We start from the raw sequence: 23,883 nt of genomic DNA on the forward strand, positions 1-23,883 counted from the left end.
GCTACGGCAGTACGCCGTTGGTCTGCATGGAATTCAGGCGCTGGTACACGCCACCTTCGCGGCGCAGCAGCTCCTCGTGGGTGCCGCGCTCCACGATGCGGCCCTGCTGCAGCACCACGATTTCGTCGGCGTGCTGAATAGTGCTCAGGCGGTGGGCAATAACCAGGGAGGTGCGGTTCTGCATCAGGCGCGTCAGGGCTTCCTGCACCAGCTTCTCCGATTCGGTGTCGAGGGCCGAGGTGGCCTCGTCCAGAATCAGGATGGGTGGATTGCGCAGGATGGCCCGGGCAATGCTCAGGCGCTGGCGCTGCCCACCCGACAGGCGGCTGCCCCGGTCGCCGATAAAGGTCTGGTAGCCGTCGGGGGCCTGAATGATGAACTCGTGGGCGTTGGCAATTTTGGCGGCTTCAATCACCTGCTCGTCGGTGGCCTGGGTGTTGAAGCGGATGTTGTTGAAAATCGTGTCGTTGAACAGGATGCTTTCCTGGGTCACGATGCCCATCTGGTCACGCACGGAATGAATGGTGCAGTCGCGCACCTCGATGTCGTCGATGAGAATCTGGCCGCCGGTGGGGTCGTAGAAGCGGGGCAACAGGTCGGCCAGGGTGCTTTTGCCGCCGCCGGAAGGGCCTACCAGCGCTATGGTTTTACCTTTGGGAATTATGAGGTTGATGTCCTGGAGCACCAGATTGTCGCCGTAGCCGAACTGCAGATGGCGCAGCTCAATCTGGTGCTGGAAGGCGGGCAGAATCTTCGCGTCGGGCTTGTCGCGAATGGCCGGCTCTGTATCGATGATACTCAGCACCCGTTCGCCGGCCACCAGGCCGCGCTGAATGTTGCCAAACGACGACGACAGAGACTTGGCTGGCGTGAGCACCTGCGAAAACATGAGGATGTAGGCAATAAACTCTGCGGCTTCCATGTCGGCAGTGCCCCCCAGCACCAGCGTGCCCCCGAAGTAAATCAGGCCGGCAATGACCATGATGCCCGCAAACTCGGAAAAGGGTGAGGCCAGGTCCCGGATGTTGTCGATGCGGCGCGAGGTGGCAGCGTACTGGTCGTTCTGAGCCTCAAACTTGCCTTTGATATAGTCTTGGGCATTAAACGCCTTGATAACCCGAATGCCGCCCAGCGTCTCGTCGATGACGGACAGCATGGAGCCCAGGGTGCTCTGGCTGGTTTTGGCCTGGGTGCGTAGGCGTTTGGCCAGCATGGCAATAATGCCCCCCGACAACGGCAGCAGCACCAGGGAAAACAGCGTGAGCTTGGTGGACATGTAGAACAGCACCACGAAGTAGAAGATGATGTAGAGCGGGTCGCGCACCACGGCCTGCAGGGTGTTGACCACGGATATTTCCACTTCCTGCACGTCGTTGGTGAAGCGCGACATCATGTCGCCCTTGCGGCCGGTGGCGAAGTAGCCCAGCTGCAGCTGAATGACGCGGTGGTACAGGTCGCGGCGCAGGTTGCGGATAACGCGGGAGCGGACCCGGGCCGCGAGGCGCAGGCTCAGGTAGCGGAATACGTTGCTAAAAAACACGGACACAACCAGCACCACGCACACGAACAGCAAAGCCCCGAGCTTGCCGTGGTCGGCTATAACCTGGGTGAAGTAGAAGTCGAATGTGCCGGTGATGTAGTCGAGCGTGGGCGTGAACCTGGGCAGCCGGTCGGGGGCCTGATGTTTCTTGGTGGTTTCGAACAGCACGTTCAGCATCGGGATGACCAGGGCCAGGTTGCCGATGTTGAAAAAGATGCCGCAGATGGTGTAGAGCAGGTAAAGCGGTACCGTATTGGCCAGCGGCCGGGCATACTGCAGGATGCGGAGGTAGGTCTTCATAAGCGCCGCAAAGGTAACCCCCGATTCGGGTTGCGGCCCAGGCAACCTTTTGCCCCGCCGCCGCCGAGTGGGAGAGTAGAACAACCTCCTATTCTTCCACGGCCGCCCCGGCCATTTCCCGCTCTAGTCTGATGGAACGCAAAGAATTTATCCAGCTTTTTGGCCTGGGCGCGGCCGCCGTGCTGGCCACCGGCTGCCTGGGCGGCTGCTCCGGCGGCTCCGACGACGACCCGGCCCCGGCCCCTACCGGCGGCACCGGCGCTACCGGCGTCGACTTCACCCTCGACCTGACCGACCCGGCCAACGCGCCCCTGAACGACCCGGCCGTGGGCTTCGTGTACGGGGCGGCCCGGCGCGTAATTGTGGCTAGGCTGACGAACGGCAGCTACATTGCCGTGCAGGCGCCCTGCACCCACGAGGGCTTTACCATCGTGTTTCAGGCCGGCGCCAACAGCTTTATGTGCCCCAACCACGGCTCTATGTTCAACAGCGACGGTACCGTGGCCGCCGGCCCCGCCACCCGCGCCCTGAAGAAATACACCGTGACCCAGACTGGCAACTCGCTGCGCGTAACCGGCTAGGCAGCCACAAACCAAAAGCCCGGTGCCGCTATCCTGAGGAAGCAGCACCGGGCTGTGGGGTAGAAGTCAGCAGGGCTTAAAACTCGTGCAGGCGCTGGGCAATGTTCCAGCGCAGGGCTACCGAGAAAAACGCCTCGGTACCGTTGCCAATGGCCGTAGCAGCCCCGGTCTGGCGGCGCACAATCTGTTTGGCGTCGAGCCAGAGGTTGTGCTTCACCATGTAGCTAGCCGTCAGGTCGCCGTGCAGCAGCTGGGTGGCGTTGCCCTGGCCCACGCTGTTGCCGTACTCCGAAATACGGGTAGTGTAGGACTTCAGCACGTTGCCGCCGTAGTTCAGCTCGGGGTCCACTGCCGGCACGTTGTCGAGGCCCTGCTTGGTGTAGAAGCCTTTGGCCACCACGTTCAGGCGGGGCAGGGGCTGGTAGCTGACGATACCCAGAATCTCATACAGGTTGGCACCCATGGGGTGGGCCAGGGGCTGCTGGTAGTGCTGGTAGTTGCGGTAAGAGTCTTCGTGCTGGTAGGTGTAGGGGCGGATGTAGTTGAACTCGGCCTGAATGTCCAGGTTTGGAATGCCGGCCACGTCGATATACTTGCCGCCGAGCTGGAAGGCCTGCTTGTTGGCCCACCAGCCGTTGCCCGAGCGAATCTGGCTGACGACCAGCTCGTCGAGTACCACCTGCCCGTAAATCTGGCCCCGGCGCAGGATGTTCCACTTAAAGTCCATCCCCAGCAGGGAGTTGTCTTCCGAGCCGATCTGCTGCTCTACGCTGCGGTAGAAGATAATCGGGTTCAGATATTGCAGCTCGAAGCGGCCCTTGCCGCGCGAGAACATCACCGACTCGAACACGCCCACGTTGAAGGTTGGCGTCACGTCCAGGCTTAGGTGGTGCAGGGCCATGTACTTCTTGGGATACACCTGGTCGGCTTCCCGGCGGTCGGCCGTCAGCTCGGCAAACAGGTTCTGGTAGTTGAACTTCCAGATGCGGGTGTTCAGCTTCAGAAAGAAATACGGCGCCGAGTAGTCCGACAGAATCAGGGAGCGGTAGCCGTTGCCGATGAAGTTCCGGTCGTGGCCCAGCTGCACGTTGATGTGCTTGGTGGCTGCGTAGGTAAGGTAGCCGCGGGCCGAGAGGAAGTCGTACTGGTCGGTTTTGCCCTTGAAATACTTCCAGTAGCCCTCGTGGGGCACAATGGTGTCGCGCACCACCCGGTTCTGCACGTAGGCGGGCACGGCCATCTGATTATCGGCCACAAAGGTATAGAAGCCCAGGCGCCCGTCCACGGTACCTTCTACCTGTACGCCGCGGGTGTTGGTGTAGCGCAGGCCGTCACTATCCGAATCTTTGCCGGCCTGGAAATACACCACCGGGTTTACCCGCAGGGTGAAGTCGGGCGTCTCGACATGGAACAGATCCGACTGATTGCGGTAGAAATACGTCAGAAAGCTCTTTTTACTTTCGTTGAGTGCCGTGCCCTGCCCGGAGTAGTTCCAGTTGTCGCGCGCCAGATATTCAGCATTAAACCGGTCAGCCGCCGATAAGGAAGCGTCCGTAGCGTTACCATTCAGAATTCGCTCGGCCAGATGAGCCACGCCCGCCCGGTGGTAGGGCCGCACTGCCGTGTAAGGGTCGCCTAGGGAATCGGGACCGTATTTAATGGCATACCGGTCGATGAGGCGGTACACGTCCGGGTCGAGCGGCACGTAAGTGCTGCCCTGGGTGGTCTTGGCCGGATTAAGGCCCGGGCTGGGCGCGGCGGCCGGAGCCGCTACCGCCGCTGGGGCTGCCGGAGTCACCGTGCTGGCCGGGGTTTCGGCGGGCTTTTCAGCCGGCTTGGGCGCGGCGGGCTGCTTGTCTTTGCCCGGCTGTTTGGGGTCGAGCGGATGGTCGAAAATCAGCCAGACGGCGTCGGGGTCTTTGGCGGGCGGGGGCGTGGTCTGGGCCTGGGCGCGGCTTGCCAGCAGGCTCAGCGCAGACAGTGCAAGGATTAGCGGTTTCTTCATAAGAACGGGGGCCGCGCAGCTGGTAAGGGCGCCCGGCGGGGCAAACCTACGCAGTTCGACGGTGGGAGTTGGGTCCGGACCGAAAACTAACGCCGCCCGCTCCGTATTCGCGCCCGGCAGCCTTAGTACGTACGCAACGACAGAAAGCAGAAAACCCGTACCGATTACCCTACTTTTACGCTTCCGTCTCCTGCTCGCTCCGCCTGCCTTGCCGCTGCACTACCTGCCCTTTTCTGCTCTCGACCTCGCCGCCTGGGACGCTTGCGTGGCCGCCGCCGAGCAGGCCGTGCCCTACGCCCAGGCAGCGTGGCTGCAAGCCACCGCCGGCCGTTGGGATGCCGTGGTAGAGCGGGAGGATGCATCGGGCCGGTATGTATCGGTGCTGGCGCTACCCACAAAATGGCGGCCCTGGGGCCGGGAAGTGTATCAGCCCGCTTTCACCCAGCAGCTGGGCCTGCTGACCACCGCCGCCAGCCGGCACCGCGCCGTAGAAGAGTACCTGGCGCTGGCCGTCGGTCATTTCGGCCGCTTCTACACCCAGCTGAACACGGCTAACCACATTTCGGACCTCCGTGTGGCTTCGCGCCAAACCTACTGCCTGTCGTTGGCTGGCAGCTACGAGGCTCTGCAGAAAGGCTACACGGCCGACTACCGTCGCCGCCTGCGCATCAACCAGCAGCAGGAACAGCCGTTGCAGGTCAGCGAGACGCACTCAGCCCACGAACTGCTCACGCTGTTTCAAACGCATAAAGGCAGCGAAGTAGCAGGCCTGAAACCGCGGCATTACCGGCAGTTGGCCCAGCTTATCGCGAATCTGCAGCGCCTGAATCAGGTCCGGATTCTGGAAGTGCGCGAGCCTGCCACCGGCGAATTGCTGGCCGGAGCCTTGTTTATTGTAACGCCGCGGGTCATTATTTACCTGTTTGCCGCCGCCACGCCGGCCGGCAAAAAAGCCGGGGCTCCGCTGCTGCTGCTCGACTACCTGATTCAGGAGTATGCCGCCACACCCGGCCTCGTGCTCGACTTCGAAGGCGGCATGATTCCGTCCATTGCCCGTTTTTTTGCCAACTTCGGGGCGCAGCCCGTCCCGTACGCGGCCCTCTCCCAAACCCGTCAGCCCTGGTACCTGTCATGGAAACGCTAAAGTCCGCCTCCGCAAGTTCATCCGACCGCGTCCATATCGTGTGCGCCGAGCCCTCGATTGCCAACCACTTTCTGGCCGAGCTGCGCGACGTGGACGTGCAGCGCGACAGTCTGCGTTTCCGCCGCAACCTGCAGCGCCTGGGCGAAATTATGGCCTACCGTATCAGCTCCCAGCTCAGCTACACCGATAGAGTGGTGAAAACGCCCCTGGCCGACTCCAGCAGCAAGCAGCTGCGCGACTTTCCGGTGCTGGCTACCGTGCTGCGCGCCGGCCTGCCCTTTCACCAGGGTTTCCTGAACTACTTCGACCAGTCGCCCAGCGCTTTTGCCGCCGCCTACCGCATCGAGGGTACTTCCCAGGTGCGGGTGCAGGTCGATTATCTCTCGGCGCCCAACCTGGACGAGCGGGTGCTGATTCTGGCCGACCCGATGCTGGCCAGCGGCAAGTCGCTGGTGCAGACCTACCGGGCTATGCTGCGCTTCGGCCAGCCCCGGCAGGTGCACATTGCCGCCGTTATTGCCTCGCCCGAGGGCGTAGAATACGTGACGCGCGAGATTCCCGAAGCCACGCTCTGGGTGGCCGCCGTCGACGACCATCTCAACGAGCAGGCCTACATCGTGCCCGGCCTGGGCGACGCCGGCGACCTGTCGTACGGCAGCAAGCTATAACCTACTGGTGATCCTGCGGAACTAAACGGGCTGGCGCTTACGTGTTATCTTTACGCCAGTACCTTTTCATTAGCCCCGAAAACGCCGTGTTGCCCCATCTTGCCAAATACGCTTCCGTTTTCCTGCTGAGCATGGTCAAGTTCTTCGGCGGCCCGCTGGCGGGGGTGTCTCTGGGTATTCCCTTTTTCCAGACCCTGGCCCTGACGGTGGCGGGCATGATGACCACGGTCATCGTCGTGTCGGGGGTGGGGCGCATGTGGGCCCTGCACCAGCGGCAGCGCCGCGAAGACAAGGGCAAGCCGCTGTTCACCAAGCGCAGCCGCCGCATCGTGGGCATCTTCCGCCGTTTTGGGATGCCCGGCATTGCGTTCCTGACGCCGGTGCTGTTCAGTCCCATCGGCGGCACCGTCATTGCCACCCAGTTGCACGTGCCGCGCCTGCGCATTGTGCTGCACATGCTCTGGAGCGCGCTGTTCTGGGGCTCCGTCATGACGCTTTTTGTCGTCAAGTTCAGTGATCTGCCGTTCTTTCATCATTAAGGCCGATTTTGCCTTAGAAAAGCCCTTGTTGCAGCCGCGGCAGGGGCTTTTTGTTTGGGCGAAGGCGGTAAAATACCCACTTGTAGGTATTGTGGTGGCTCGGGCCCGTGGGTAGCTTTGTCAGTGGTATAGGTCTGATGTTCAATTGCTGACAGCAGATTGCCTTACTACTTTCCTCCTATCCTTCTAACGCATTTTGCCTTATGCCCACTTCTCCTCAAAAGATCTTTCTAGGTATTCTTGGTCTGCTGACGCTGGCAGCTGCCGACGTGCAGGCCCAGGTGGCTCCGGAAAAACAAAGCAAATCTGCTTCCCGCTTCGACAAGCCCCAGCACAAGCACAAAGGCCAGCTGACGGATGCCATGCGCGGCATCAAGGCAACCGTGGTGCGCCCCGGCCAGAGCGTCAACTATTTCTGGGACACCAACACCAGCCGGTGGGTTGTCTATAGAAAGCAGGAAAACACCTACGATTCCGGCGCCCGCGTTACGCAGGAGGTGTACCGGGATTCGGCTACCTCGGCGCTGGACACCCGCTACCTCTACACCTACGATGCCCGCGGCAACCAGACGTCCTACACCTACCAGACCTGGAACAACAACGCCTGGGTTAATCAGTACCGGTCGTTGATGACCTATGATGCTCGGGGCAATGAAACGGAATACCTGAGCCAGATGTGGAACGGCACCGCCTGGGGAACCGACGGGGGCTCCCAGAATGTGTACACCTACAACGCGGCCGGAGTTATAACGGAATCCATCAGCAAAGACTGGGAAGACGGCGTGTTCGTCAACGAAGATCGGGAGGTATACACCCTCGTGAATGGGCAGTGGAGCGCCGTCCTGCTTCAGTCCTGGGAGAATGGGGCCTGGGTAACGGAGGGGCGGATCATGGATATCGTCTGGTACGACTGGGCAGCGTTGAAACCAGCCTCTTATAAGGAGCAGGAGCTCATTGGTACCACCTTCGTGGACGAGGAGCGCTCCACCCTGAGCTACGCCAGCAACGGTAGCCGCACGACCACCGTGGAAGCCTACACGGGCTCGGCCTGGGTACCTGACTACCGGTTTGCCGACAACTACGACAACTTCGGCAACTACCTGGGCTACACCGAAGAGGAGTGGACCAACAACGCCTGGAGACTTTCGTACGGCTTCCGCAGCCAGCTGTTCTACAACGCCAGCAACGTAGTGCTGCGGAAAGTAGATCAAGACTTCGACAACGCCAGCCGGCAGTGGCGAAACAACTCCCGCTCCAACTACTCCAACTTCCAGAACATCACGCTGGCTTCGGCCCGCAACGCGGCGCTGGAAGCTCAGAGTGAGTTGTACCCCAACCCGGCCAGCAGCATGGTTACGCTGGAAGTAGCCGGCCTGGCCAAGACCGAAGCTGCCAGCGGCGAAGTGCGCAATGCCCTGGGCCAGTTGGTGCAGTCATTCACGGCCCGGCCCCAAGGTGGTAAGCTCAGCACCCAGCTCGACCTGAGCACGCTGCAGTCGGGCATCTACACCGTGCGCCTGCAGACCGGCGACGGTACCGTTGTCAAGCGCGTTGTGCGCAACTAGCTCTTCCCGGCATGCTAGGGCCGTAAAAAGGCCCCGACCAGCAATGGTCGGGGCCTTTTTTATTGGCTGAAACAAGCCGAATGCTACTTGCTGCGGCGGGCGTTGCGCAGCTTGGCGGCACCCTTGGCAGCCGGCGACTGGCTTTTGCCCGGCGAGGCCCGCTTCTTCTTGCCTTTCTGGCTGCGGTTGGGGCCTTCCACGTAGGGCAGGCCTGTGCGCTTGTCGATGCCTTTCTGCAACGGGGTCACCTTTTCGTGGAAAGCGCCCTGGAACTCGGGGTCCAGCTTTTTGCGCCGCTCGTCAATTTCACGGGCCATGCTTTGCTTCTCGTCAAACATGGTATCCATCACCTTCACGTCGGGCGGCAGGGGCAGCTCCGGAATGGGCTGGTTGATGAGCTCCTCAATGCGGCCGATATGGTGCATTTCGGCTTCGTTGGCGAAGGTAATGGCCGCCCCGGTGTGCTGGGCCCGGCCCGTGCGCCCGATGCGGTGTACGTAGTCGTCGTACACCAGCGGCACGTCGAAGTTGATAACGTGGCTTACCTGGGGCACGTCGATGCCGCGAGCTGCTACGTCGGTAGCCACTAGGAAGCGCAGCTCGCCGTTGCGGAAGGCTTCCATGGAGTTGATGCGCACGTTCTGGCCCTTGTTGCCGTGAATGGCCCGCACCTCGCCGGCCACTTTGCGGCCCAGGAAGTGGGCTACGTTGTCGGCGTGCTCCTTGGTGCGGCAAAAAATCATCACCCGGTTGAAGGTTTCGGCATCCTTGAGCAGGTAGCCCAGCAAGTTGATCTTGGTCAGCAGGTTGGGTACCCGGTAGATGGTCTGCGACACGTTCTGTGCCGAAGTAGCGGCCGGCGTCACCTCGATGCGCATCGGAAACTCCAGGAATTCCTCGCTCAACCGCACCACGCGCTCGGGCATGGTTGCCGAGAACAGCGCGTTCTGGCGTTTGCGCGGAATAATCTCCAGAATGGCCCGGATCTGGGGCATAAAGCCCATATCCATCATCTTGTCGGCCTCGTCCAGCACCAGCGTTTTGAGCTCCTTCAGCACCAGGGCGCCTTTCAGATACAGCTCCATCAGGCGGCCAGGCGTAGCAATCAGGATGTCGACGCCCTGGGCCAGCGTGTCGATCTGGGTTTTAGGACCCAGGCCGCCGTAGATGGCCAGAATGCGCAGATCGGTATACACGGCCATCTTCTTGAGGTGATTCTCAATCTGCATGGCCAGCTCCCGGGTTGGGGCCAGAATCAGGCCGCGCGGGTGCGTGCCCTGCGCGTACTTCACCTTCATGAGCAGAGGCAGGCCAAAGGCGGCCGTTTTGCCGGTGCCGGTCTGGGCGATGCCGAGGACGTCGTGGCCGGCCAGCAGCAGCGGAATCGTCTGCTCCTGCACGGGGGTGGGCTGCTCGAAGCCAGCTTCCGCCACGGCGTTGAGGAGCTGTTTATTGAGCTTGAAATCGGCAAAAGTGAGCGGCTGCGGCGTATCAGACATGGCAAAAATTCCTAATGGGAGCGCAAAGGTACGGGGAATATAGCCAGCAAACGGCTTGAGGCTCATTATATAACTAGCTGGCAGGCAAGGCAACACAAAAAAACGCCGCTAATTATTTGCAAATCGATTCTCAACCTTTACTTTTGTGACTGCAATACCAACCTGGTAGATATAGCTCAGCTGGTTAGAGCGTCGGATTGTGATTCCGAAGGTCGTGGGTTCGAGCCCCATTATTTACCCACACGGAAGTCCCCGGAGAGAAATTTCCGGGGACTTTTTTTGTTATTTGTACCGTTGTACCCCCGGCGGCATTCCGCTGAAACCCACTTATTCCTCTGACTATGAGTCTGGTCGTAATCGGTTCCGTAGCGTTCGACGCGCTGGAAACGCCCTTTGGCAAAACCGACAAAATCATTGGTGGCGCGGCCACCTACATCAGCCTGTCGGCTTCCTATTCGCTGAAGCCCGTGAAGCTGGTTGCCGTTGTCGGCGACGATTTCCCGCAAGCCGATATTCTGCTGCTGCAGGAGCACGGCGTTGACACGGAAGGACTGCAGATCAAGGAAGGGGAGAAGTCCTTCTTCTGGTCGGGCAAGTATTCCACCGACCTGAACTCGCGCGAAACGCTGACCACCGAGCTGAACGTGCTGGCCGATTTCGACCCGATTATTCCGGATTCCTACCAGGATTGCAAGTACCTGATGCTGGGCAACCTGGCTCCCGCCGTGCAGCGCCTCGTGATTCAGCGCCTCGTAAACCGGCCCAAGCTGATTGTGATGGACACGATGAACTTCTGGATGGACGTGGCTCTGGAAGACCTGATGGCGACCATCGAGATGGTGGACGTGCTCAGCATCAACGACGAGGAAGCCCGCCAGCTTTCGGGCGAGTACTCGCTGGTGAAGGCCGCCAAGAAAATCATGGGCTTCGGGCCGAAGTTCCTCATCATCAAGAAGGGGGAGCACGGCGCCTTGCTGTTCCACAAAAACAAGATCTTCTTCGCCCCGGCCCTGCCGCTGGAGGAAGTATTCGACCCGACCGGCGCCGGCGACACGTTTGCGGGCGGCTTCATCGGCTACCTGGCCGCCACCGACGACATCAGCTTCGACAACATGAAGCGCGCCGTGATTCACGGGTCGGCCATGGCTTCGTTCTGCGTGGAGAAATTCGGCACCGAGCGGCTGCTGAACCTGACCAAAGAGCAGCTGGAAGCCCGCGAAAAGCAGTTTGCTGACCTGGTAGAGGTTATTCCGGCTACTTCGGCGCAGCCCGCCTAGGCTGCCTCCGAATAGCATTTTGTACGAAAGCCTGCCAGCCGGTAAAAGGGTTGGCAGGCTTTTTTACGCCCCGTGTAGCACAACCAATTGCGCGCCGGGAGGGTACAATAGGAAGAATCTTCTCACCTAAGCCCCCACTGCCATGAGCAAGCATCAAGATAAAGCCCCCACCAATTCGGAAAAGTCGAAAAAGTCAGCTGATACGCCCGCTCAGGACCCCCAGAGCCAGGAGTCGATGGATTTTAAAGGCCAGGCCAAATCCAACAGCGGCGGCACCCACATGCAGAACGTGAACCAGAACGGGCTGAACGAGGCCGGTAACCCCACCAAAAACAACACGCCCGGCAGCGGCAACAACGAGGAGCAGCGCACTTCGCAGGCCAACAAGCCCCGTAGCAACCCTAACCCGACCCAGTTCGACGCCAAGTAAGGCTAGACCTTTAGTTGAAAAAGCCCCGGTTGCGTGCGCAATCGGGGCTTTTTTTATGGCCGGGCCGGGGGCAGTCGTAGCGAAACGTAGCGCGGGGGCAAGTCCGCCCCGCTTTCTGTCGGCCCGAATTCCTGCTTCACTACGGCGCTGCCATCAGCGCGCCAGCGGACCGCCGCCGGGCCCCAGTTAGCCAGCTCCCGTTGCCAGACCAGTTGCGGCCCGCCGGGGCGGATTTGGAGTAACTGGAAGCCGTTGGGGTCGAAGGTGGCCACCAGATCAGAGCTGCTGGCCAGGATGTACTGGCCGTCGGGCGAGGTGCTGGGATGCCCCCAAATGTTAGTCCGCTGCCCGGTCCGCTGGTCAATCAGCACGACGGCCCGGCCCTCATACAGCCACGCATTGGCCACCCACTGGTGGGCCTTGGGCAGGCTTCCCCAGTACATATAAACCACAGCATCCTCGCCATCGGTCGTGTCGTTCTGCAGTGTCACGGTGCGGCCGTTGGCGGCTTTGAACGTCAGAGCCTGACCCAGGCGTTGCACCCGGCCGCCGGTTTGCGCTATTGTTGGAGAGTCTACCGAGTCGGGCAGGGCGGGCAGCGGGTCGGGCTGCGCTTTTTGCCAAACGGCTAGGGTAGTTCGCTGTACTGATACTGTTTGGCCGTCCGAAGTGCGCAGCGTGTCGTGGTCGGTGGCGGTTACTACGTCGGCTGAAGTCAGCACCGGGACCGGAGCAGCTACGGTAGCCGGACCCGCTGCAGGTGTTTCGGGTGCTGTCGGGGTGGTTTCAGTAACGGCAGGCTGGTCGTGGCCACAGCTGGCCAGCAGCGCTAGTCCTAGCCCGGCATAGACGGCAGCAAAAGAAGTTTTCATGCGCAAGTATAGGAATTTGGCAGTCGAAGCCGAACCCTCCCTAAGGCACCACTTTCATGCGTACCACCCGGGTATCCACGTCGCCGTTGTCGAAGAAGTCCTGCTCAAACAGGATAGTTTTGTTGTCGAGCCAGCGCGGACCCGTGACGCCCCATTCCGTTTGTCGCTCCCAGATTTTCTCCAGCTTCGGGCCGTCCACGCTCCACACCTGCAGGCCACTGGGTTCGTAGCGAGCCAGCACGTCGGAGTTGCCGCACACGAAATGGCGGCCGTCAGGGGCTACGGCCGGGGGGCTCCACACGCGGGTACGCCGCCCGGTGCGCTGATCTACCAGCAGGAAGTAGCCGCCTTCGTAGAGGTGCACCGAAAGCAGCCACTGCTTGATTTCGGGCAGGCTGCCCACGTATTCGTACGCTATGTTCTTCTCGTAGTCTTCGTCGGGGTTATTGGTCAGGCGCAGGGGCTGTTTGGTGGCGGTAGGGCGCAGAATCAGCGTGTTGCCCACCCGTTTTACCATGGGGCCAGCCGTGCGCAGGCGCTGGCGCTCTTCCGCCGCCAGGTCAATTTCCTCGGCCTCGGCTTCGGTCTGGGGCTCGGGGGGCAGCCATGTTTTGTAGGGCAGCCGCTCGTACACGTTGCGGGAACCCTGATGAATGCTCAGCACCCGGCCGGGCAGCTGCACCAGGGTGTCGAGGTGACCCAGGCGGTAGATGCGCGGCGGTACGGGGCGGGGCAGCGGGGCTACCGGGGCCGAAGTCGGCACGCTGGGCTGCATCCGTTCGGCCGGGCCACGGAAAGAACAGCTCCCCAGCAGTAACAGCGGGGGAGAAAGTAAAAGAAGCAGGGCACGAAGCCGGAACATGGACTTGACTGTAAAAACGCGCCGCTTTAAAAATCCTGCTTGAGCCACTGGCGGAAGCTGGCTTGCTGCTCGGGAGTTGCCTCGGGCAGCTTCTCCACGGTGTACTTCTGCCAGAACTGCTGCTCCGGGCTGCCGGTCAGCGTCACGGTCAGCAGCCGGTTTTGGCGGAACACGCTGATTTCGTAGCTGGTTGCATTGTCGGCCAGTAAACTTTGCAGGTTCATATCGACGCGCCGCCCGTTTACGGCCACGATTTCGTCGTCCACGGTCAGGGCTGCCGCGGCCGGGGAGCCGGGCAGGATGTCGGTTATTTCCGTGCGCTCGTTCTTGACCACGGCCCGGAAGCCAAACACGCCCTCGGCCACCGATACGTTCGGCTCAGTGCGCAGCGTGCAGCCCACAAAGCTCATAGCTTTGTCGAGGGGCTCCTCCAACGGGGCGGTACCGTAGATAAACTTGTCGAAGTAGGTCTTCATGTCGCGCCCGGCCACTTCCGTGACGAGTCGGATGTAATCTTCCTCGGTGTAGCCGATGCCGGTCAGCCCGAATTCCTCGTACAGGCGGCGCATCACGTCGTCGAGGCTGCGCTGGTGGTTGCTCAGGCGGCGTAGCGTCAGGTCGAGCAACAAGGCCACCAGGGCCCCCTTGTGGTACACCGACACTTTGCGGTCGGGCACACCGGGCTTGTAGCCATCCAGCCACAGATCCATGGAGGCGTCGGCCAACGACAGGTTATAGCGGCCGTAGTCGTCGTAATGCTTGCGCAGCACCGTGTTCAGCTCGGCAAAGTACTGCTCGGCGGTGCGCACGTCGGCGCGAGCCAGCAGGTATTCGCCGTAGTAAGTCGTGATGCCCTCGGCAATAAAGCAGGTGCGGAAGTAATTTTCCCGGGTGAAATCGTAGGGCTGCATTTCGGCCGGCCGGATGCTCTTGATGTTCCAAGTGTGAAACAGCTCGTGGCAGCTCACGCCCAGCAGCTCCTTATACAGGCCTTCGGTCATCAGCAGCTCGGCCGGACCCAGCACAATCACCGTGGAGTTCAGGTGTTCCACGCCGTGGTAGTGCTTATAGGGCAGGATCTGGTTCAGGAAATGATAGTCCTGCACCGGAAAACCGCCGAACAAGGTTAGTTGCTCCTCACTGAAGGCGGCAAAGTCGCGCAGCAGGCGGGGCCAGTCGGGGGCGCATTCGCCTTGCACCCAAATCGAGAAGGGTATACCCTGGGCCACGTAGGTTTGCTGCACCAGTGCGGGGCTGGCAATCAGGGGTGCATCCACCAGCTCGTCGAAGTTGCGGGCCTGTAGCGTGTTGGGGGCACTTTGGGGCAGCCCACAGGCTATCTGCCAACCTTCGGGCAGGGCCAGCTGCAGCTGGCACGTTTCGGCCTGCCGGCCCTCCACGTACATCAGGCACTGCACCCCGTTGACGTAGAGCTGCGACTCATCCACCCAGGAGCCGCCCGCGTCCATCTGGTGAGCGTAATAGTTGTAGCGCACCCGCACGGCGCGGCCCGCGGCGCCCGTCACCTGCCACCGGTCTTTGGTGAGCTTACGGTAGGCGAGCGGCTCATTCGTTGCGGCGTCTTCCACTACCACACCCTGTACTTTCTGGGCGAAGTTCTGCAGCTCATAGCGGCCCGGCCGCCACGCCGGCAACTGCAGCTCCAGGGCCTCAGTAGCCGCGGCGGCCACCTCGAAGGTCATTTGGATCTGCAGGTAAAAAGTAAGCGGATTGGCAAATGAAATGTAGTAGTGCATCATAGAAGGCGGGGCGGGGAGAGGCCGGAATCGGGTACAAAGCTACGGGGTATCGGGCGGGAACCGACAGGCGGAAGAATATCTGTTTTACGGGAGAAACCCCAGCGGGTAGATGCGTATCTTTGCCCTTTCGGCGTCGGTATTTTTATCGATCAACTGGAAAAAGCAGCCGCAAGCATTGCCTTTTCCAAATCAAGATCGTACCTTTGCCGGCCTTACCTGTCACTGAGTCTCTTACAATATCATGAAACGTACTTTTCAGCCCTCGCAGCGCAAGCGCCGCAACAAGCACGGTTTCCGCACGCGCATGGAATCCGCTAACGGCCGCAGCGTGCTGGCCCGTCGTCGTGCCAAAGGCCGCAAGCGCCTGACCGTATCCGACGAAGGAAAACATAAGCGCTAACCCGCTGGCGGCTCCTGCCGTGTCGCCTGCCTCGGCTCAGACGCCGGGGGCGCGTTCGTATTCGTTTCCGAAAGAAGAACACTTGTGTCGTAAAAAGCTCATTGAAGAGCTTTTCGGCCGGGGTTCTTCTTTTGGTTTATACCCCCTGCGCCTCGTGTGGCTGCGTGCCCCGGCGCCGACCTCGGCCCCGCCGCAGGTCCTGGTCAGTGTGTCCAAGCGCAGCTTCAAGCGCGCCGTCGACCGCAACTACCTCAAGCGCCTGATGCGCGAGGCTTACCGGCTCAACAAGTACCGGCTGACAGAAGCACCCGGCGGGCACCCCGTTGGCACTATTGCGTTTATCTATACCGGCAAGGAAAAAAAGCCTTTCGCGCTGGTAGAAAAAAAATTAATTTCAGGGCTAGAGCGTTTGTTAGCTGATGCAACCCCCGCGCCCGCGGCGGAGTCAGTCTCCTAAGCTACTTTTCTCGCTTCTAGTCATTTATATGCGCAAAACTACCGTTGCTGGCTTGCTCTTCGGAGGCGCCGCGCTGCTCGCATCGTTTCGGACCGCCTCGGACAACGAGCGGTACTTCGAAATTGCCAAGAACCTCGACATTTTTGCCACTCTGTTTAAGGAGGTAAACACGTTTTACGTAGACGAGGTGACGCCGGCCAAGCTGGTCAAGACCGGTATCGACGCCATGCTCAAGTCCCTGGACCCGTATACCAACTATATTCCGGAGGACGACATTGAGGATTTCCGCACCCTGACGACCGGGCAATACGGCGGCATTGGGGCCGTCGTGGTGAAGCGCAGCGGCAAGACCATCGTGCAGAGCGCCTACGAAGGCTATCCGGCCCAGAAAGCGGGTTTGCTGCCCGGCGACGAGATTCTGACCATCAACGGCGTCAACGTTGAGAAGAAGAATAACTCTGATATCAGCAAGCTGCTGAAAGGCCAGGCCAATTCCCTGGTAAAGCTCGAAGTGACGCGCTACGGCCAGGAAAAGCCGATTGAGGTCAACATTACCCGCGACAAAATCCAAGTCGACAACGTGCCCTACTATGGCATGCTGTCCCCGGAAGTGGGTTATTTCCAATTGGGGAGCTTCACCGTCGATGCCGGCAAGGAAGTGCGCCTGGCCGTCACCAAGCTCAAGGAAATGGGGGCTAAGAAAATCGTGTTTGATATTCGCGACAACCCCGGCGGCCTGCTCAACGAGGCCGTGAACATCTCCAACGTCTTCGTGGATAAAGGCGTGGACGTGGTGAGCACTAAGGGCAAAGTGGCCGACTGGAACAAAACCTACAAGGCCCTCGACGCCCCGCTCGACACCCAGATTCCGGTCGTTATCATCACCAGCAGCCGCTCGGCTTCGGCCTCCGAAATCGTGTCGGGCGTGCTGCAGGACTACGACCGGGCCGTGGTAGTGGGCGAGCGGACCTTCGGCAAGGGCCTGGTGCAGGCCACCCGGCCGCTGAGCTACAACTCGCAGCTGAAGGTGACGACGGCCAAATACTATATTCCCAGTGGCCGCTGCATCCAGGAAATCGACTATGCGCACCGTGCCGACGATGGCACGCTGGGTAAATTTCCGGACTCCCTGCGCACGGCGTTTAAAACCCAGAGTGGCCGCATCGTGTACGACGGCGGCGGTGTGGCACCCGACGTGGAGGTGCAGGAAAAGGAAATTGCCGACATCACCCGGGTGCTCATTCAGAAGAACTACGTGTTCGACTTTGCCACCCGCTACCGCGCCGAGCACCAGACTATTGCCTCGGCCCGCGAGTTTCAGCTGTCTGACGCCGACTACCAGAAGTTTGTGCAGTTCTTGTCCGGCAAAGACATTAACTACAGCACCGATATGGAGAAAAGCCTGACGGAGGTAGCTAAAAAAGCCAAGGAAGAAAAGCACTACGACGACGTGAAGGCGGAGTTGGAAGCCATCCGCAAGAAGGTGTCGACCAACAAGAGCAACGATTTGACCCGCTTCAAGCCCGAAATCCGGGAACTGCTGGAGCAGGAAATCGTGTCGCGCTACTACTTCCAGAAGGGCGGCATCGAAGCCAGCTTCGATGATGATCCGAATATTCTCACGGCTTTGCAGGTTATCAACGATGCCCCGCGCTACGCGGCTCTGCTGAAGCCCGGCACGCCGGAGGCCAAGACCCGGCCCGAAGCCAACCGCAAGACGGCGGGTGGTAAATAAGAAGCAATAGTTTGATAAACACGAAAGCAGCCTCATCTTGGGGCTGCTTTTCTTTTGTAGGTCTGATATGAACGATGTAATTCTTCGTGCCAAGCACTGGCAGGTATTTTTGCTGTTGCTGGCTCCGCATGTGGCCTCCTGGTATACCACTAGCCCGTTTACGGACAGAATTCTGGACCTGGTCAGCGTCTTTGTCCTGATGGCTTGGGTGGTGCTCCAGGTTAATGCCCTGAATCAGCTGCGGGCTAACCTGGAGGGGTACAGCGTGACCTGGTTTTTGATCAACGTTTTCGTGGTGCTAACGGCCTGGAGCTATAGCTCAATATCGGAAGACCCGGACTTCTACATCTCCGGTACGAAGTGGCAGGTTTCCGGCATGGGCAGCTTGGCTTTCCTCTACATTGTCTTTGCTTACCTGCACGTCCACTGGTTTCCGGGCTCCATGCTCAAGGCTACCGAAACCGGCGAGCGGACCGACGCCAGCCAAGGCTTGAAGGCATTTCTGCTGTATTTCTTCTGGCCCATTGGGGTGTGGCTTATTCAGCCCCGCCTAAACAAGCTGTGGGAAGAGCAGCAGTGGAGCCAGCGGGCAATTCAAAATCTGGGTACCGATATCCCACTTGGAATGACAGCGGAAACCGAGTAGTATCTTTGCCCCATGTCCACGCTCATTCTTTCCCTGGAAACCTCGTCGCCCGTCTGTTCTGTAGCCCTGCACCGCGATGGGCAGCTGCTGGGCCAGTCGGAGTTGCGGCTGGAAAAGTCGCACTCCTCCCACCTGGGCCTGCTGATTCAGCAGCTGCTGGACAACACCGGCGCTACGCTGAAAGATCTGGCCGCTGTGGCTGTTTCCGATGGGCCGGGCTCTTATACCGGGCTGCGCATTGGGGGAGCTGCGGCCAAGGGGCTGTGCTTTGCGCTGGATATTCCGCTGATAGCCGTGAGTACCCTGCAGGCCTTGGCCCACCAGGTAGCGGCCTATACCGCCCGGGCCGAGGAAATGTTGTTTTGCCCCATGCTCGATGCCCGGCGGATGGAAGTATACAGCGCCCTCTACACCCGTGAGGGCCGGGAAGTGCTGGCCCCTGCACCGCTCATTCTCGATTCTGATACGCTGGCCGAACAATTAGCCCACCACCGCTTGTTATTCTTCGGAAACGGCGCGGCCAAATTTGCGCCCCTGCTCCAGACGCCGAACGCCGGCTTTCTGGCGGGCATCGAGCCCTCCGCAATTGCAGTTGGCGCTTTAGCCCAGCTGGCTTTCGAGCGGCAGGAGTTCCGGGACGTGGCCTATTACGAGCCGTTTTATCTGAAGGAAGTACACACCACAACGCCGAAAGCCAAGTAGCCCGCGCTACTCATACAGGATATGGAAGACCTCATTAACCGCGTTGCGCAAAGCGCCCTGACCTCGCTCAACCTGGAAGAATTTATTCATCCCGGCGAGCGGGTGGTCTACGACATCAAGGAAAACCTCTTCCACGGCCTGATGCTACGGGAAAAGGACTTCCGCGAGTTTATCAAAACCCACGACTGGAGCCAGTACGACGGCAAGAACGTGGCCATCATCTGCTCGGCCGATGCTATTGTGCCCACCTGGGCCTACATGCTGCTGGCCTCGAAGCTGCAGAACCACGCCCACCGCTACGTGTTCGGCAATCTGGAAGCCCTGGAGCAGGAGCTGTTCCACGAGGCCATTGCCAGCATCAACGCCGAGGATTTCCGCGACGCGAAAGTGGTAGTAAAAGGCTGCGGCACCATTCCGGTACCGACCTACGCCTACGTCGCCATTATGCAGAAGCTGCTGCCCGTTACCTCCAGCATTATGTACGGGGAGCCCTGCAGCACGGTGCCGTTGTATAAGCGGCCCAAGGCGTAGGCTTAAGCCCGGATTTCCACCGAAAGAACGAAGCTCATTGGCCCCCGCCGATGAGCTTCTTCGCGTTTATAACCTTCGCTGCGGTGCTTATGCGCTGGCTGCAGTACGGAGAATATGCATCTTTGAGCCCCGATACCAGACCTGCATGCCCGAACAAACTTCCGCCTCGCCCTACAAAATCAGCTTCCTGACCGGCACTGCCATCGTCATTGCCAACATGGTCGGGACCGGCGTTTTTACCAGTCTGGGGTTTCAGGTACTGGGTATCCAAAGCGGGTTTGCGCTGCTCATGCTCTGGGCCGTTGGCGGACTAATTGCCCTGTGCGGGGCTCTGTGCTACGGTGAGTTGGCGGCGGCTATGCCCCGCTCGGGTGGCGAGTACCATTACTTATCCCAGATTTATCATCCGGCGCTGGGGTTTCTTTCCGGCTGGGTTTCGGCTACCGTTGGCTTCGCCGCCCCCACGGCGCTGGCCGCTATGGCGCTGGGCAAATATGCCGCCAGCGTGTGGCCCGCCGTGTCGCCCCAGCTGTTATCCGTGGCGGTAGTGTTGGCCCTGACGGCGGTGCATGCCGCCAGCAGCCGGGCCGGTAGCCGGTTGCAGGTGGTCGTTACGGCCGTGAAAGTGGTGGTGCTGGTAGTTTTCATCGGCGCCGGCTGGCTGCTGGCCATTCCGCAGCCCATTGCCTTCCTGCCCCAGGGCTCCCAGGACTGGCAGCAGCTGCTGAGCCCGGCGTTTGCCGTGTCGCTCATTTATGTCTCCTACGCCTATTCCGGCTGGAATGCTGCCGTCTACCTCACGGGGGAAGTGGCCAACCCCCAGCGCAACCTGCCCCGCATTCTGCTGGCGGGTACGGCCGTGGTACTCTTGTTATACGTCGGGCTCAATTTTGTCTTTCTCTACGGCACGCCCATTCCCAACCTGGCCGGGCAGCTGGAGGTAGGCTACGTAGCGGCCAGCCAGATTTTCGGCCCGGCAGTGGGCCGACTGATGGGCGCCGTTGTGGCCGTGCTGCTGGTTTCCACGGTCAGCTCCATGATTTTTGCCGGCCCCCGCATTATTCAGGTGATGGGGGAGGACCTGCCCGCTCTGCGCAGCCTAGCCGTCGTTAGCAAAAACGGCATTCCGGTGCGGGCCCTGCTGCTCCAGACTATTCTCACGCTGGTGTTTATCCTGACCTCCACTTTCGAGCAGGTGCTGCTGTACGCCGGCTTCATCCTGAGCCTGTTCACGTTTCTGACCGTGCTGGGCCTGTTTGTATTACGCCTGCGCCAACCGGAACTGCCCCGCCCGTACCGCGCCTGGGGCTACCCCATCACCCCACTGATTTTCCTGGCCCTTAGTGGCTGGACGCTGCTGTTTATTCTGCGCGACAAACCCACTGAGTCGCTCTATGGCCTGGCAACGTTGGCCGTTGGGGCCGGCGTATACTTTCTGGGGCGCCGCCTGATGCGCGTCTGAGCCACTAGTCGCCATAAGCCCGAACCGGCTACATTTGCCTTTACATATATTCTTCGTAGTCCTTTTTTGTCTTACATGCGTTTATCCTGTCTCCGAGTATTGCCGGCCCTCATGCTACTGCTGGCCGCATGCTCCGAACAAAAAAAGCCCGCCGCTGAGCAAGCAGCCCCGGTAGCCTCCCCGCCGCCCGTTGCCGCCGATTCAGTTGCCCCGGCTCCCGTGCCCCCGCCCGCCCCCGACACCACCAAACTGCAGGACGTGGCTGCCTACATGGCCGGCCGCCGCGTGAGCCGCGCAAGTGAGCTGCGCTCCTTAACGTCGTCGGCCGCCTGGCAGGCTTTTGCCGCCGATGCCGACAAGAGCTGGGTAAACTACCACCAGACGCGCACCAGTAAGATTCAGCAGTGGGCCGCTACCGAGCTTGATTCCGTTCGGGCGGCCAGCCCCACCATTTTCTACCCGTTCAGTGGCCCCGACCTGCTGAATGTTGTAACGATGTTCCCGGCCAGTCAAGCCTACGTGCTGGTGGGGCTGGAGCCCGTCGGGTCGGTGCCCCGCCTGGCCACCCTGGCCAATCCGAAGCTGTACAGCGCCCTGAAAGCCTCGTTGTGGTCGGTGCTCAACTTCAGCTTTTTTCGCACCAACGACATGGCTGTTGACCTCAAGTCGGTGGAACTCGACGGCGCCTTGCCGCTGATGATGCTTTTTGCCGCCCGCACCGACCATCAGGTAACGGCCATTCGCTACGTGCAGCTCGATGCCGCCGGGCAGATTATCGATGCTGATACGGCTACTATTCACCGGCCCGGCCCGAAAGTAGTGCCCGGCGTGGAAATGAAGATTACCGATCAGAAAGGCCGGGAGAAAAGCGTGTACTACTTCTCCGCCGACCTCAGCGACTGGAAGCTGGGCCAGACCAAGGAAGCTGCCCTGCGCTACGTCCGCTCCCTGGGCCCCCTGACGACCTACGTTAAGTCGGCCACTTATCTGATGCACAAGAGCTACTTCTCCAAAGTCCGCAACCTGGTGCTGGAGCGCAGCAACTATGTTCTGCAGGATGATTCGGGCATTGCCATGAAGTATTTCCGCCCCACCGACTGGAAGTTCACCTTTTACGGTGCCTACAAGCGGCCCATCAACCTGTTTGCCAAGCAGTATCAGCCCGCTCTCACCCAGGCCTACGCCGATTCGGTGCACAAGCCCCGCCCTTTGCCCTTCGGCACCGGCTACAACTGGCGCCAGAACGACTCCAATCTTCTGCTGGCCAAGCGGCGCACACCGCCAGCAAGCTGAAGCACTACCGAAAGCAACGACGGGGCGCCAACAACTCAGGTTGGCGCCCCGTTCTGTTATAGAAAAGTGAAGCCGCCACTCTATATATAGTAGGTATCGGAGCCGGCCCCAAAAACAAGACTAGTCATGCGTACTACCGTCGTCCTCCTGAGTCTGGCGCTACTCTTATCGTCCGCGGCGGCCCTGTTGTCGTATCCGCAGCTTCCGCAGGGCAGCCAAGCTTCCCCGGACAGCCCTTTGCTCGACAGCCTGCTGCGTAGTGATGCCCAGTTGCTACCCATCATTAGGCGCGCTCAGGAGTATGAAGTGCAGATTATCTATACCCAAATCAACCGGGACAAGCAGAACCGTCCTCATTTCACTCAGCATACTTTCCATCTGAATCCCCGGCAGTATTTCAACCCGGCTAGTCTGGTAAAGCTACCTGTCGCAATCCTGGCCCTCGAAAAGCTCAACCAGCTGAACCGCCCCGGCCTGAACCGAAATACCCCACTGTCGATTGGCACTGCCTTCCGCTGCCAGACCGCTGTGCCCTACAGTACCTCCCCGGATTCTAACCATATCCATACCGTTGGTAATTACATCAAGCGAATGTTGCTGGTCAGCGACAACGCTGCTTACAACAGGCTCTACGAATTCCTGGGTCAGCGTCCTCTCAACGAGCGGCTGTGTGCCTTGGGCTACCCCAGTGTCCGCATCACCCGACGTTTCGCTCCCTGCGATACTGCTGCTAATCGCCACACCAACCCCTTTGCATTCTACAATACACAAGGAGAACCCATCTACCAACAGCCAGCTGCGGTCAATCAGCTGCCGCTGCAACATCCATTAGGACGCGTAACGAAAGGCCGTGCTTATCAGGCAAGAGGGAAGATTGTCCGGGAGCCATACGATTTTACCACCGCCAACTACCTACCGCTCCAGGATATTACGGCTATGCTAAAAGAAGTCATGTTTCCCCAGGAAGCCTCCGCGGGGTCCCAATTGAACCTGCTCCCCGCTGACTACAAGTTCTTGCGTCGGTACCTGCGTCAAACCCCTCACGGCTCCGGAGTCAGCTTATACAAGTCGAACCAGTTTCATGATGCCTATAAGAAGTATCTCTATTATGGCCGCAATCCAGACGCCCCTGTCCAGAAAGGGCTGCACATATATAATGTAGTGGGCATGTCGCACGGGTATCTGGCTGATGTGGCCTATATCATCGACTTCGAACAACGTACCGAGTTTATGCTGAGCGCGGTTATATACGTGAATAAAGACGGTATTCTGAATGACGGCAACTACGAGTACACAACAATAGGTCTACCATTTCTAGCCCAGCTAGGTAGAAAAATTCACCAATACGAAGCGTCAAGACCTAAATTGCCAGAGTTCAACCCCAAGGCTTTGCCTGTAGAGTGAGTGCTTGGGCTTAGTCGCTCAAATTTTTTTTGGGATACTGATGAACCAATCCACCCAGCTAAGAAGTTCTCTTCCAGCCTGCTGGCAGAAACACTTCGCCGGAGTCAGCGGCCTTGAACGAAAAAAGGGGGCTGTGGGTTTGGATCTTTCCCGGGCAAGCTGCACTTTTGCACCCCCAACTCGAACGGAGGCGGGCGTACCCCCGGAGGCG

General features: G+C 59.9%; 22 protein-coding genes and 1 tRNA gene. 17 read left to right on the forward strand and 6 right to left on the reverse strand.

Annotated features, from left to right (window positions below; translation table 11 throughout):
* Position 1: 1 nt before the first annotated feature.
* Positions 2–1,840, reverse strand: a complete 1,839-nt coding sequence (locus tag LGH70_RS15030; RefSeq protein ID WP_226187167.1) for an ABC transporter ATP-binding protein — start codon at positions 1,838–1,840, stop codon at positions 2–4.
* Between the two features lie 131 nt (positions 1,841–1,971).
* Here LGH70_RS15030 and LGH70_RS15035 point away from each other — a divergent pair, with 131 nt between their 5' ends.
* On the forward strand, positions 1,972–2,421 hold the full coding sequence (locus LGH70_RS15035) for a QcrA and Rieske domain-containing protein (protein ID WP_226187169.1): 450 nt from the start codon (positions 1,972–1,974) through the stop codon (positions 2,419–2,421).
* 76 nt (positions 2,422–2,497) lie between these two features.
* Here the strand turns inward: LGH70_RS15035 and LGH70_RS15040 are convergent, their stop codons facing one another.
* A complete protein-coding gene (locus tag LGH70_RS15040; RefSeq protein WP_226187171.1) occupies positions 2,498–4,426 on the reverse strand; it encodes a hypothetical protein in 1,929 nt (642 codons plus the stop codon).
* A gap of 208 nt (positions 4,427–4,634) precedes the next feature.
* Here LGH70_RS15040 and LGH70_RS15045 point away from each other — a divergent pair, with 208 nt between their 5' ends.
* The 4 genes from LGH70_RS15045 (at position 4,635) to LGH70_RS15060 (ending at position 8,342) form a co-directional block, all read left to right on the forward strand.
* Positions 4,635–5,570 carry a GNAT family N-acetyltransferase gene (locus LGH70_RS15045; protein WP_226187173.1) on the forward strand — a complete coding sequence of 312 codons (936 nt, stop codon included), beginning with the start codon at positions 4,635–4,637 and terminating at the stop codon, positions 5,568–5,570.
* Positions 5,558–6,238, forward strand: coding sequence for a uracil phosphoribosyltransferase (upp, locus tag LGH70_RS15050; RefSeq protein ID WP_226187175.1), 681 nt, complete (start codon positions 5,558–5,560; stop codon positions 6,236–6,238). Before LGH70_RS15045 ends, upp begins: the two co-directional genes overlap by 13 nt.
* A 131-nt stretch (positions 6,239–6,369) precedes the next feature.
* Entirely contained in the window at positions 6,370–6,777 is a 408-nt protein-coding gene (locus tag LGH70_RS15055; RefSeq protein WP_226187177.1) for a hypothetical protein, read from the forward strand.
* A 203-nt stretch (positions 6,778–6,980) separates the two neighbouring features.
* Positions 6,981–8,342 (forward strand): T9SS type A sorting domain-containing protein, encoded by a 1,362-nt coding sequence (locus LGH70_RS15060; protein WP_226187178.1) that lies wholly within the window; start codon positions 6,981–6,983, stop codon positions 8,340–8,342.
* An 83-nt stretch (positions 8,343–8,425) separates the two neighbouring features.
* Here LGH70_RS15060 and LGH70_RS15065 read toward each other — a convergent pair whose 3' ends face one another.
* Entirely contained in the window at positions 8,426–9,841 is a 1,416-nt protein-coding gene (locus LGH70_RS15065) for a DEAD/DEAH box helicase (RefSeq protein ID WP_226187179.1), read from the reverse strand.
* A 165-nt stretch (positions 9,842–10,006) separates the two neighbouring features.
* On the opposite strand from LGH70_RS15065, the gene LGH70_RS15070 reads away from it, so the two are divergent.
* The 3 genes from LGH70_RS15070 to LGH70_RS15080 all read left to right on the forward strand — a co-directional run bounded on the left by LGH70_RS15070 (position 10,007) and on the right by LGH70_RS15080 (position 11,548).
* A tRNA-His gene (locus LGH70_RS15070) sits at positions 10,007–10,080 on the forward strand.
* 102 nt (positions 10,081–10,182) lie between these two features.
* Positions 10,183–11,118, forward strand: a complete 936-nt coding sequence (locus tag LGH70_RS15075; protein ID WP_226187180.1) for a PfkB family carbohydrate kinase — start codon at positions 10,183–10,185, stop codon at positions 11,116–11,118.
* A gap of 142 nt (positions 11,119–11,260) precedes the next feature.
* Complete coding sequence (locus LGH70_RS15080; RefSeq protein ID WP_226187181.1) at positions 11,261–11,548, forward strand: hypothetical protein; 288 nt, start codon at positions 11,261–11,263, stop codon at positions 11,546–11,548.
* A 53-nt stretch (positions 11,549–11,601) separates the two neighbouring features.
* Here LGH70_RS15080 and LGH70_RS15085 read toward each other — a convergent pair whose 3' ends face one another.
* From LGH70_RS15085 to LGH70_RS15095, 3 genes are all read right to left on the reverse strand, one after another.
* Positions 11,602–12,420, reverse strand: coding sequence for a hypothetical protein (locus LGH70_RS15085; RefSeq protein WP_226187182.1), 819 nt, complete (start codon positions 12,418–12,420; stop codon positions 11,602–11,604).
* Positions 12,421–12,460: 40 nt separating this feature from the next.
* Positions 12,461–13,195: a hypothetical protein gene (locus LGH70_RS15090; RefSeq protein ID WP_226187183.1), complete on the reverse strand. Its 735-nt coding sequence runs from the start codon at positions 13,193–13,195 to the stop codon at positions 12,461–12,463.
* Positions 13,196–13,308: 113 nt separating this feature from the next.
* The gene (locus LGH70_RS15095; RefSeq protein ID WP_226187184.1) at positions 13,309–15,042 is read right to left on the reverse strand and encodes a M61 family metallopeptidase; all 1,734 of its coding nucleotides are present in this window, start codon (positions 15,040–15,042) and stop codon (positions 13,309–13,311) included.
* A gap of 241 nt (positions 15,043–15,283) precedes the next feature.
* Here LGH70_RS15095 and rpmH point away from each other — a divergent pair, with 241 nt between their 5' ends.
* The 9 genes from rpmH to LGH70_RS15140 all read left to right on the forward strand — a co-directional run bounded on the left by rpmH (position 15,284) and on the right by LGH70_RS15140 (position 23,672).
* Positions 15,284–15,442: a 50S ribosomal protein L34 gene (rpmH, locus tag LGH70_RS15100; protein ID WP_226177288.1), complete on the forward strand. Its 159-nt coding sequence runs from the start codon at positions 15,284–15,286 to the stop codon at positions 15,440–15,442.
* Positions 15,443–15,461: 19 nt separating this feature from the next.
* Entirely contained in the window at positions 15,462–15,899 is a 438-nt protein-coding gene (locus tag LGH70_RS15105; protein WP_226187185.1) for a ribonuclease P protein component, read from the forward strand.
* A gap of 28 nt (positions 15,900–15,927) precedes the next feature.
* Positions 15,928–17,634, forward strand: coding sequence for a S41 family peptidase (locus LGH70_RS15110; RefSeq protein ID WP_226187186.1), 1,707 nt, complete (start codon positions 15,928–15,930; stop codon positions 17,632–17,634).
* 67 nt (positions 17,635–17,701) lie between these two features.
* Positions 17,702–18,280: a hypothetical protein gene (locus LGH70_RS15115; protein WP_226187187.1), complete on the forward strand. Its 579-nt coding sequence runs from the start codon at positions 17,702–17,704 to the stop codon at positions 18,278–18,280.
* Positions 18,281–18,292: 12 nt separating this feature from the next.
* Positions 18,293–18,982: a tRNA (adenosine(37)-N6)-threonylcarbamoyltransferase complex dimerization subunit type 1 TsaB gene (tsaB, locus tag LGH70_RS15120; RefSeq protein WP_226187188.1), complete on the forward strand. Its 690-nt coding sequence runs from the start codon at positions 18,293–18,295 to the stop codon at positions 18,980–18,982.
* Positions 18,983–19,003: 21 nt separating this feature from the next.
* A complete protein-coding gene (locus LGH70_RS15125; protein ID WP_226187190.1) occupies positions 19,004–19,513 on the forward strand; it encodes a DUF2480 family protein in 510 nt (169 codons plus the stop codon).
* 145 nt (positions 19,514–19,658) lie between these two features.
* Positions 19,659–20,975 (forward strand): APC family permease, encoded by a 1,317-nt coding sequence (locus LGH70_RS15130; protein ID WP_226187191.1) that lies wholly within the window; start codon positions 19,659–19,661, stop codon positions 20,973–20,975.
* Positions 20,976–21,050: 75 nt separating this feature from the next.
* A complete protein-coding gene (locus tag LGH70_RS15135) occupies positions 21,051–22,268 on the forward strand; it encodes a hypothetical protein (RefSeq protein ID WP_226187194.1) in 1,218 nt (405 codons plus the stop codon).
* A 126-nt stretch (positions 22,269–22,394) separates the two neighbouring features.
* Entirely contained in the window at positions 22,395–23,672 is a 1,278-nt protein-coding gene (locus tag LGH70_RS15140; RefSeq protein ID WP_226187196.1) for a serine hydrolase, read from the forward strand.
* Positions 23,673–23,883 lie beyond the last annotated feature (211 nt).

Origin of the sequence: Hymenobacter nitidus (assembly GCF_020447315.1) — a bacterium.
GTDB lineage: Bacteria > Bacteroidota > Bacteroidia > Cytophagales > Hymenobacteraceae > Hymenobacter > Hymenobacter nitidus.

Coding starts and splice junctions, on each gene's coding strand:
- LGH70_RS15030 (WP_226187167.1), bottom strand. CDS start 1,840: ATGAAGACCTACCTCCGCATCCTGCAGTATGCCCGGCCGCTGGCCAAT.
- LGH70_RS15075 (WP_226187180.1), top strand. CDS start 10,183: ATGAGTCTGGTCGTAATCGGTTCCGTAGCGTTCGACGCGCTGGAAACG.
- LGH70_RS15125 (WP_226187190.1), top strand. CDS start 19,004: ATGGAAGACCTCATTAACCGCGTTGCGCAAAGCGCCCTGACCTCGCTC.
- LGH70_RS15090 (WP_226187183.1), bottom strand. CDS start 13,195: ATGCAGCCCAGCGTGCCGACTTCGGCCCCGGTAGCCCCGCTGCCCCGC.
- LGH70_RS15135 (WP_226187194.1), top strand. CDS start 21,051: ATGCGTTTATCCTGTCTCCGAGTATTGCCGGCCCTCATGCTACTGCTG.
- LGH70_RS15035 (WP_226187169.1), top strand. CDS start 1,972: ATGGAACGCAAAGAATTTATCCAGCTTTTTGGCCTGGGCGCGGCCGCC.
- LGH70_RS15080 (WP_226187181.1), top strand. CDS start 11,261: ATGAGCAAGCATCAAGATAAAGCCCCCACCAATTCGGAAAAGTCGAAA.
- LGH70_RS15115 (WP_226187187.1), top strand. CDS start 17,702: ATGAACGATGTAATTCTTCGTGCCAAGCACTGGCAGGTATTTTTGCTG.
- upp (WP_226187175.1), top strand. CDS start 5,558: ATGGAAACGCTAAAGTCCGCCTCCGCAAGTTCATCCGACCGCGTCCAT.
- LGH70_RS15085 (WP_226187182.1), bottom strand. CDS start 12,420: ATGAAAACTTCTTTTGCTGCCGTCTATGCCGGGCTAGGACTAGCGCTG.
- tsaB (WP_226187188.1), top strand. CDS start 18,293: ATGTCCACGCTCATTCTTTCCCTGGAAACCTCGTCGCCCGTCTGTTCT.
- LGH70_RS15130 (WP_226187191.1), top strand. CDS start 19,659: ATGCCCGAACAAACTTCCGCCTCGCCCTACAAAATCAGCTTCCTGACC.
- LGH70_RS15110 (WP_226187186.1), top strand. CDS start 15,928: ATGCGCAAAACTACCGTTGCTGGCTTGCTCTTCGGAGGCGCCGCGCTG.
- LGH70_RS15065 (WP_226187179.1), bottom strand. CDS start 9,841: ATGTCTGATACGCCGCAGCCGCTCACTTTTGCCGATTTCAAGCTCAAT.
- LGH70_RS15040 (WP_226187171.1), bottom strand. CDS start 4,426: ATGAAGAAACCGCTAATCCTTGCACTGTCTGCGCTGAGCCTGCTGGCA.
- LGH70_RS15140 (WP_226187196.1), top strand. CDS start 22,395: ATGCGTACTACCGTCGTCCTCCTGAGTCTGGCGCTACTCTTATCGTCC.
- LGH70_RS15095 (WP_226187184.1), bottom strand. CDS start 15,042: ATGATGCACTACTACATTTCATTTGCCAATCCGCTTACTTTTTACCTG.
- LGH70_RS15055 (WP_226187177.1), top strand. CDS start 6,370: ATGGTCAAGTTCTTCGGCGGCCCGCTGGCGGGGGTGTCTCTGGGTATT.
- LGH70_RS15060 (WP_226187178.1), top strand. CDS start 6,981: ATGCCCACTTCTCCTCAAAAGATCTTTCTAGGTATTCTTGGTCTGCTG.
- rpmH (WP_226177288.1), top strand. CDS start 15,284: ATGAAACGTACTTTTCAGCCCTCGCAGCGCAAGCGCCGCAACAAGCAC.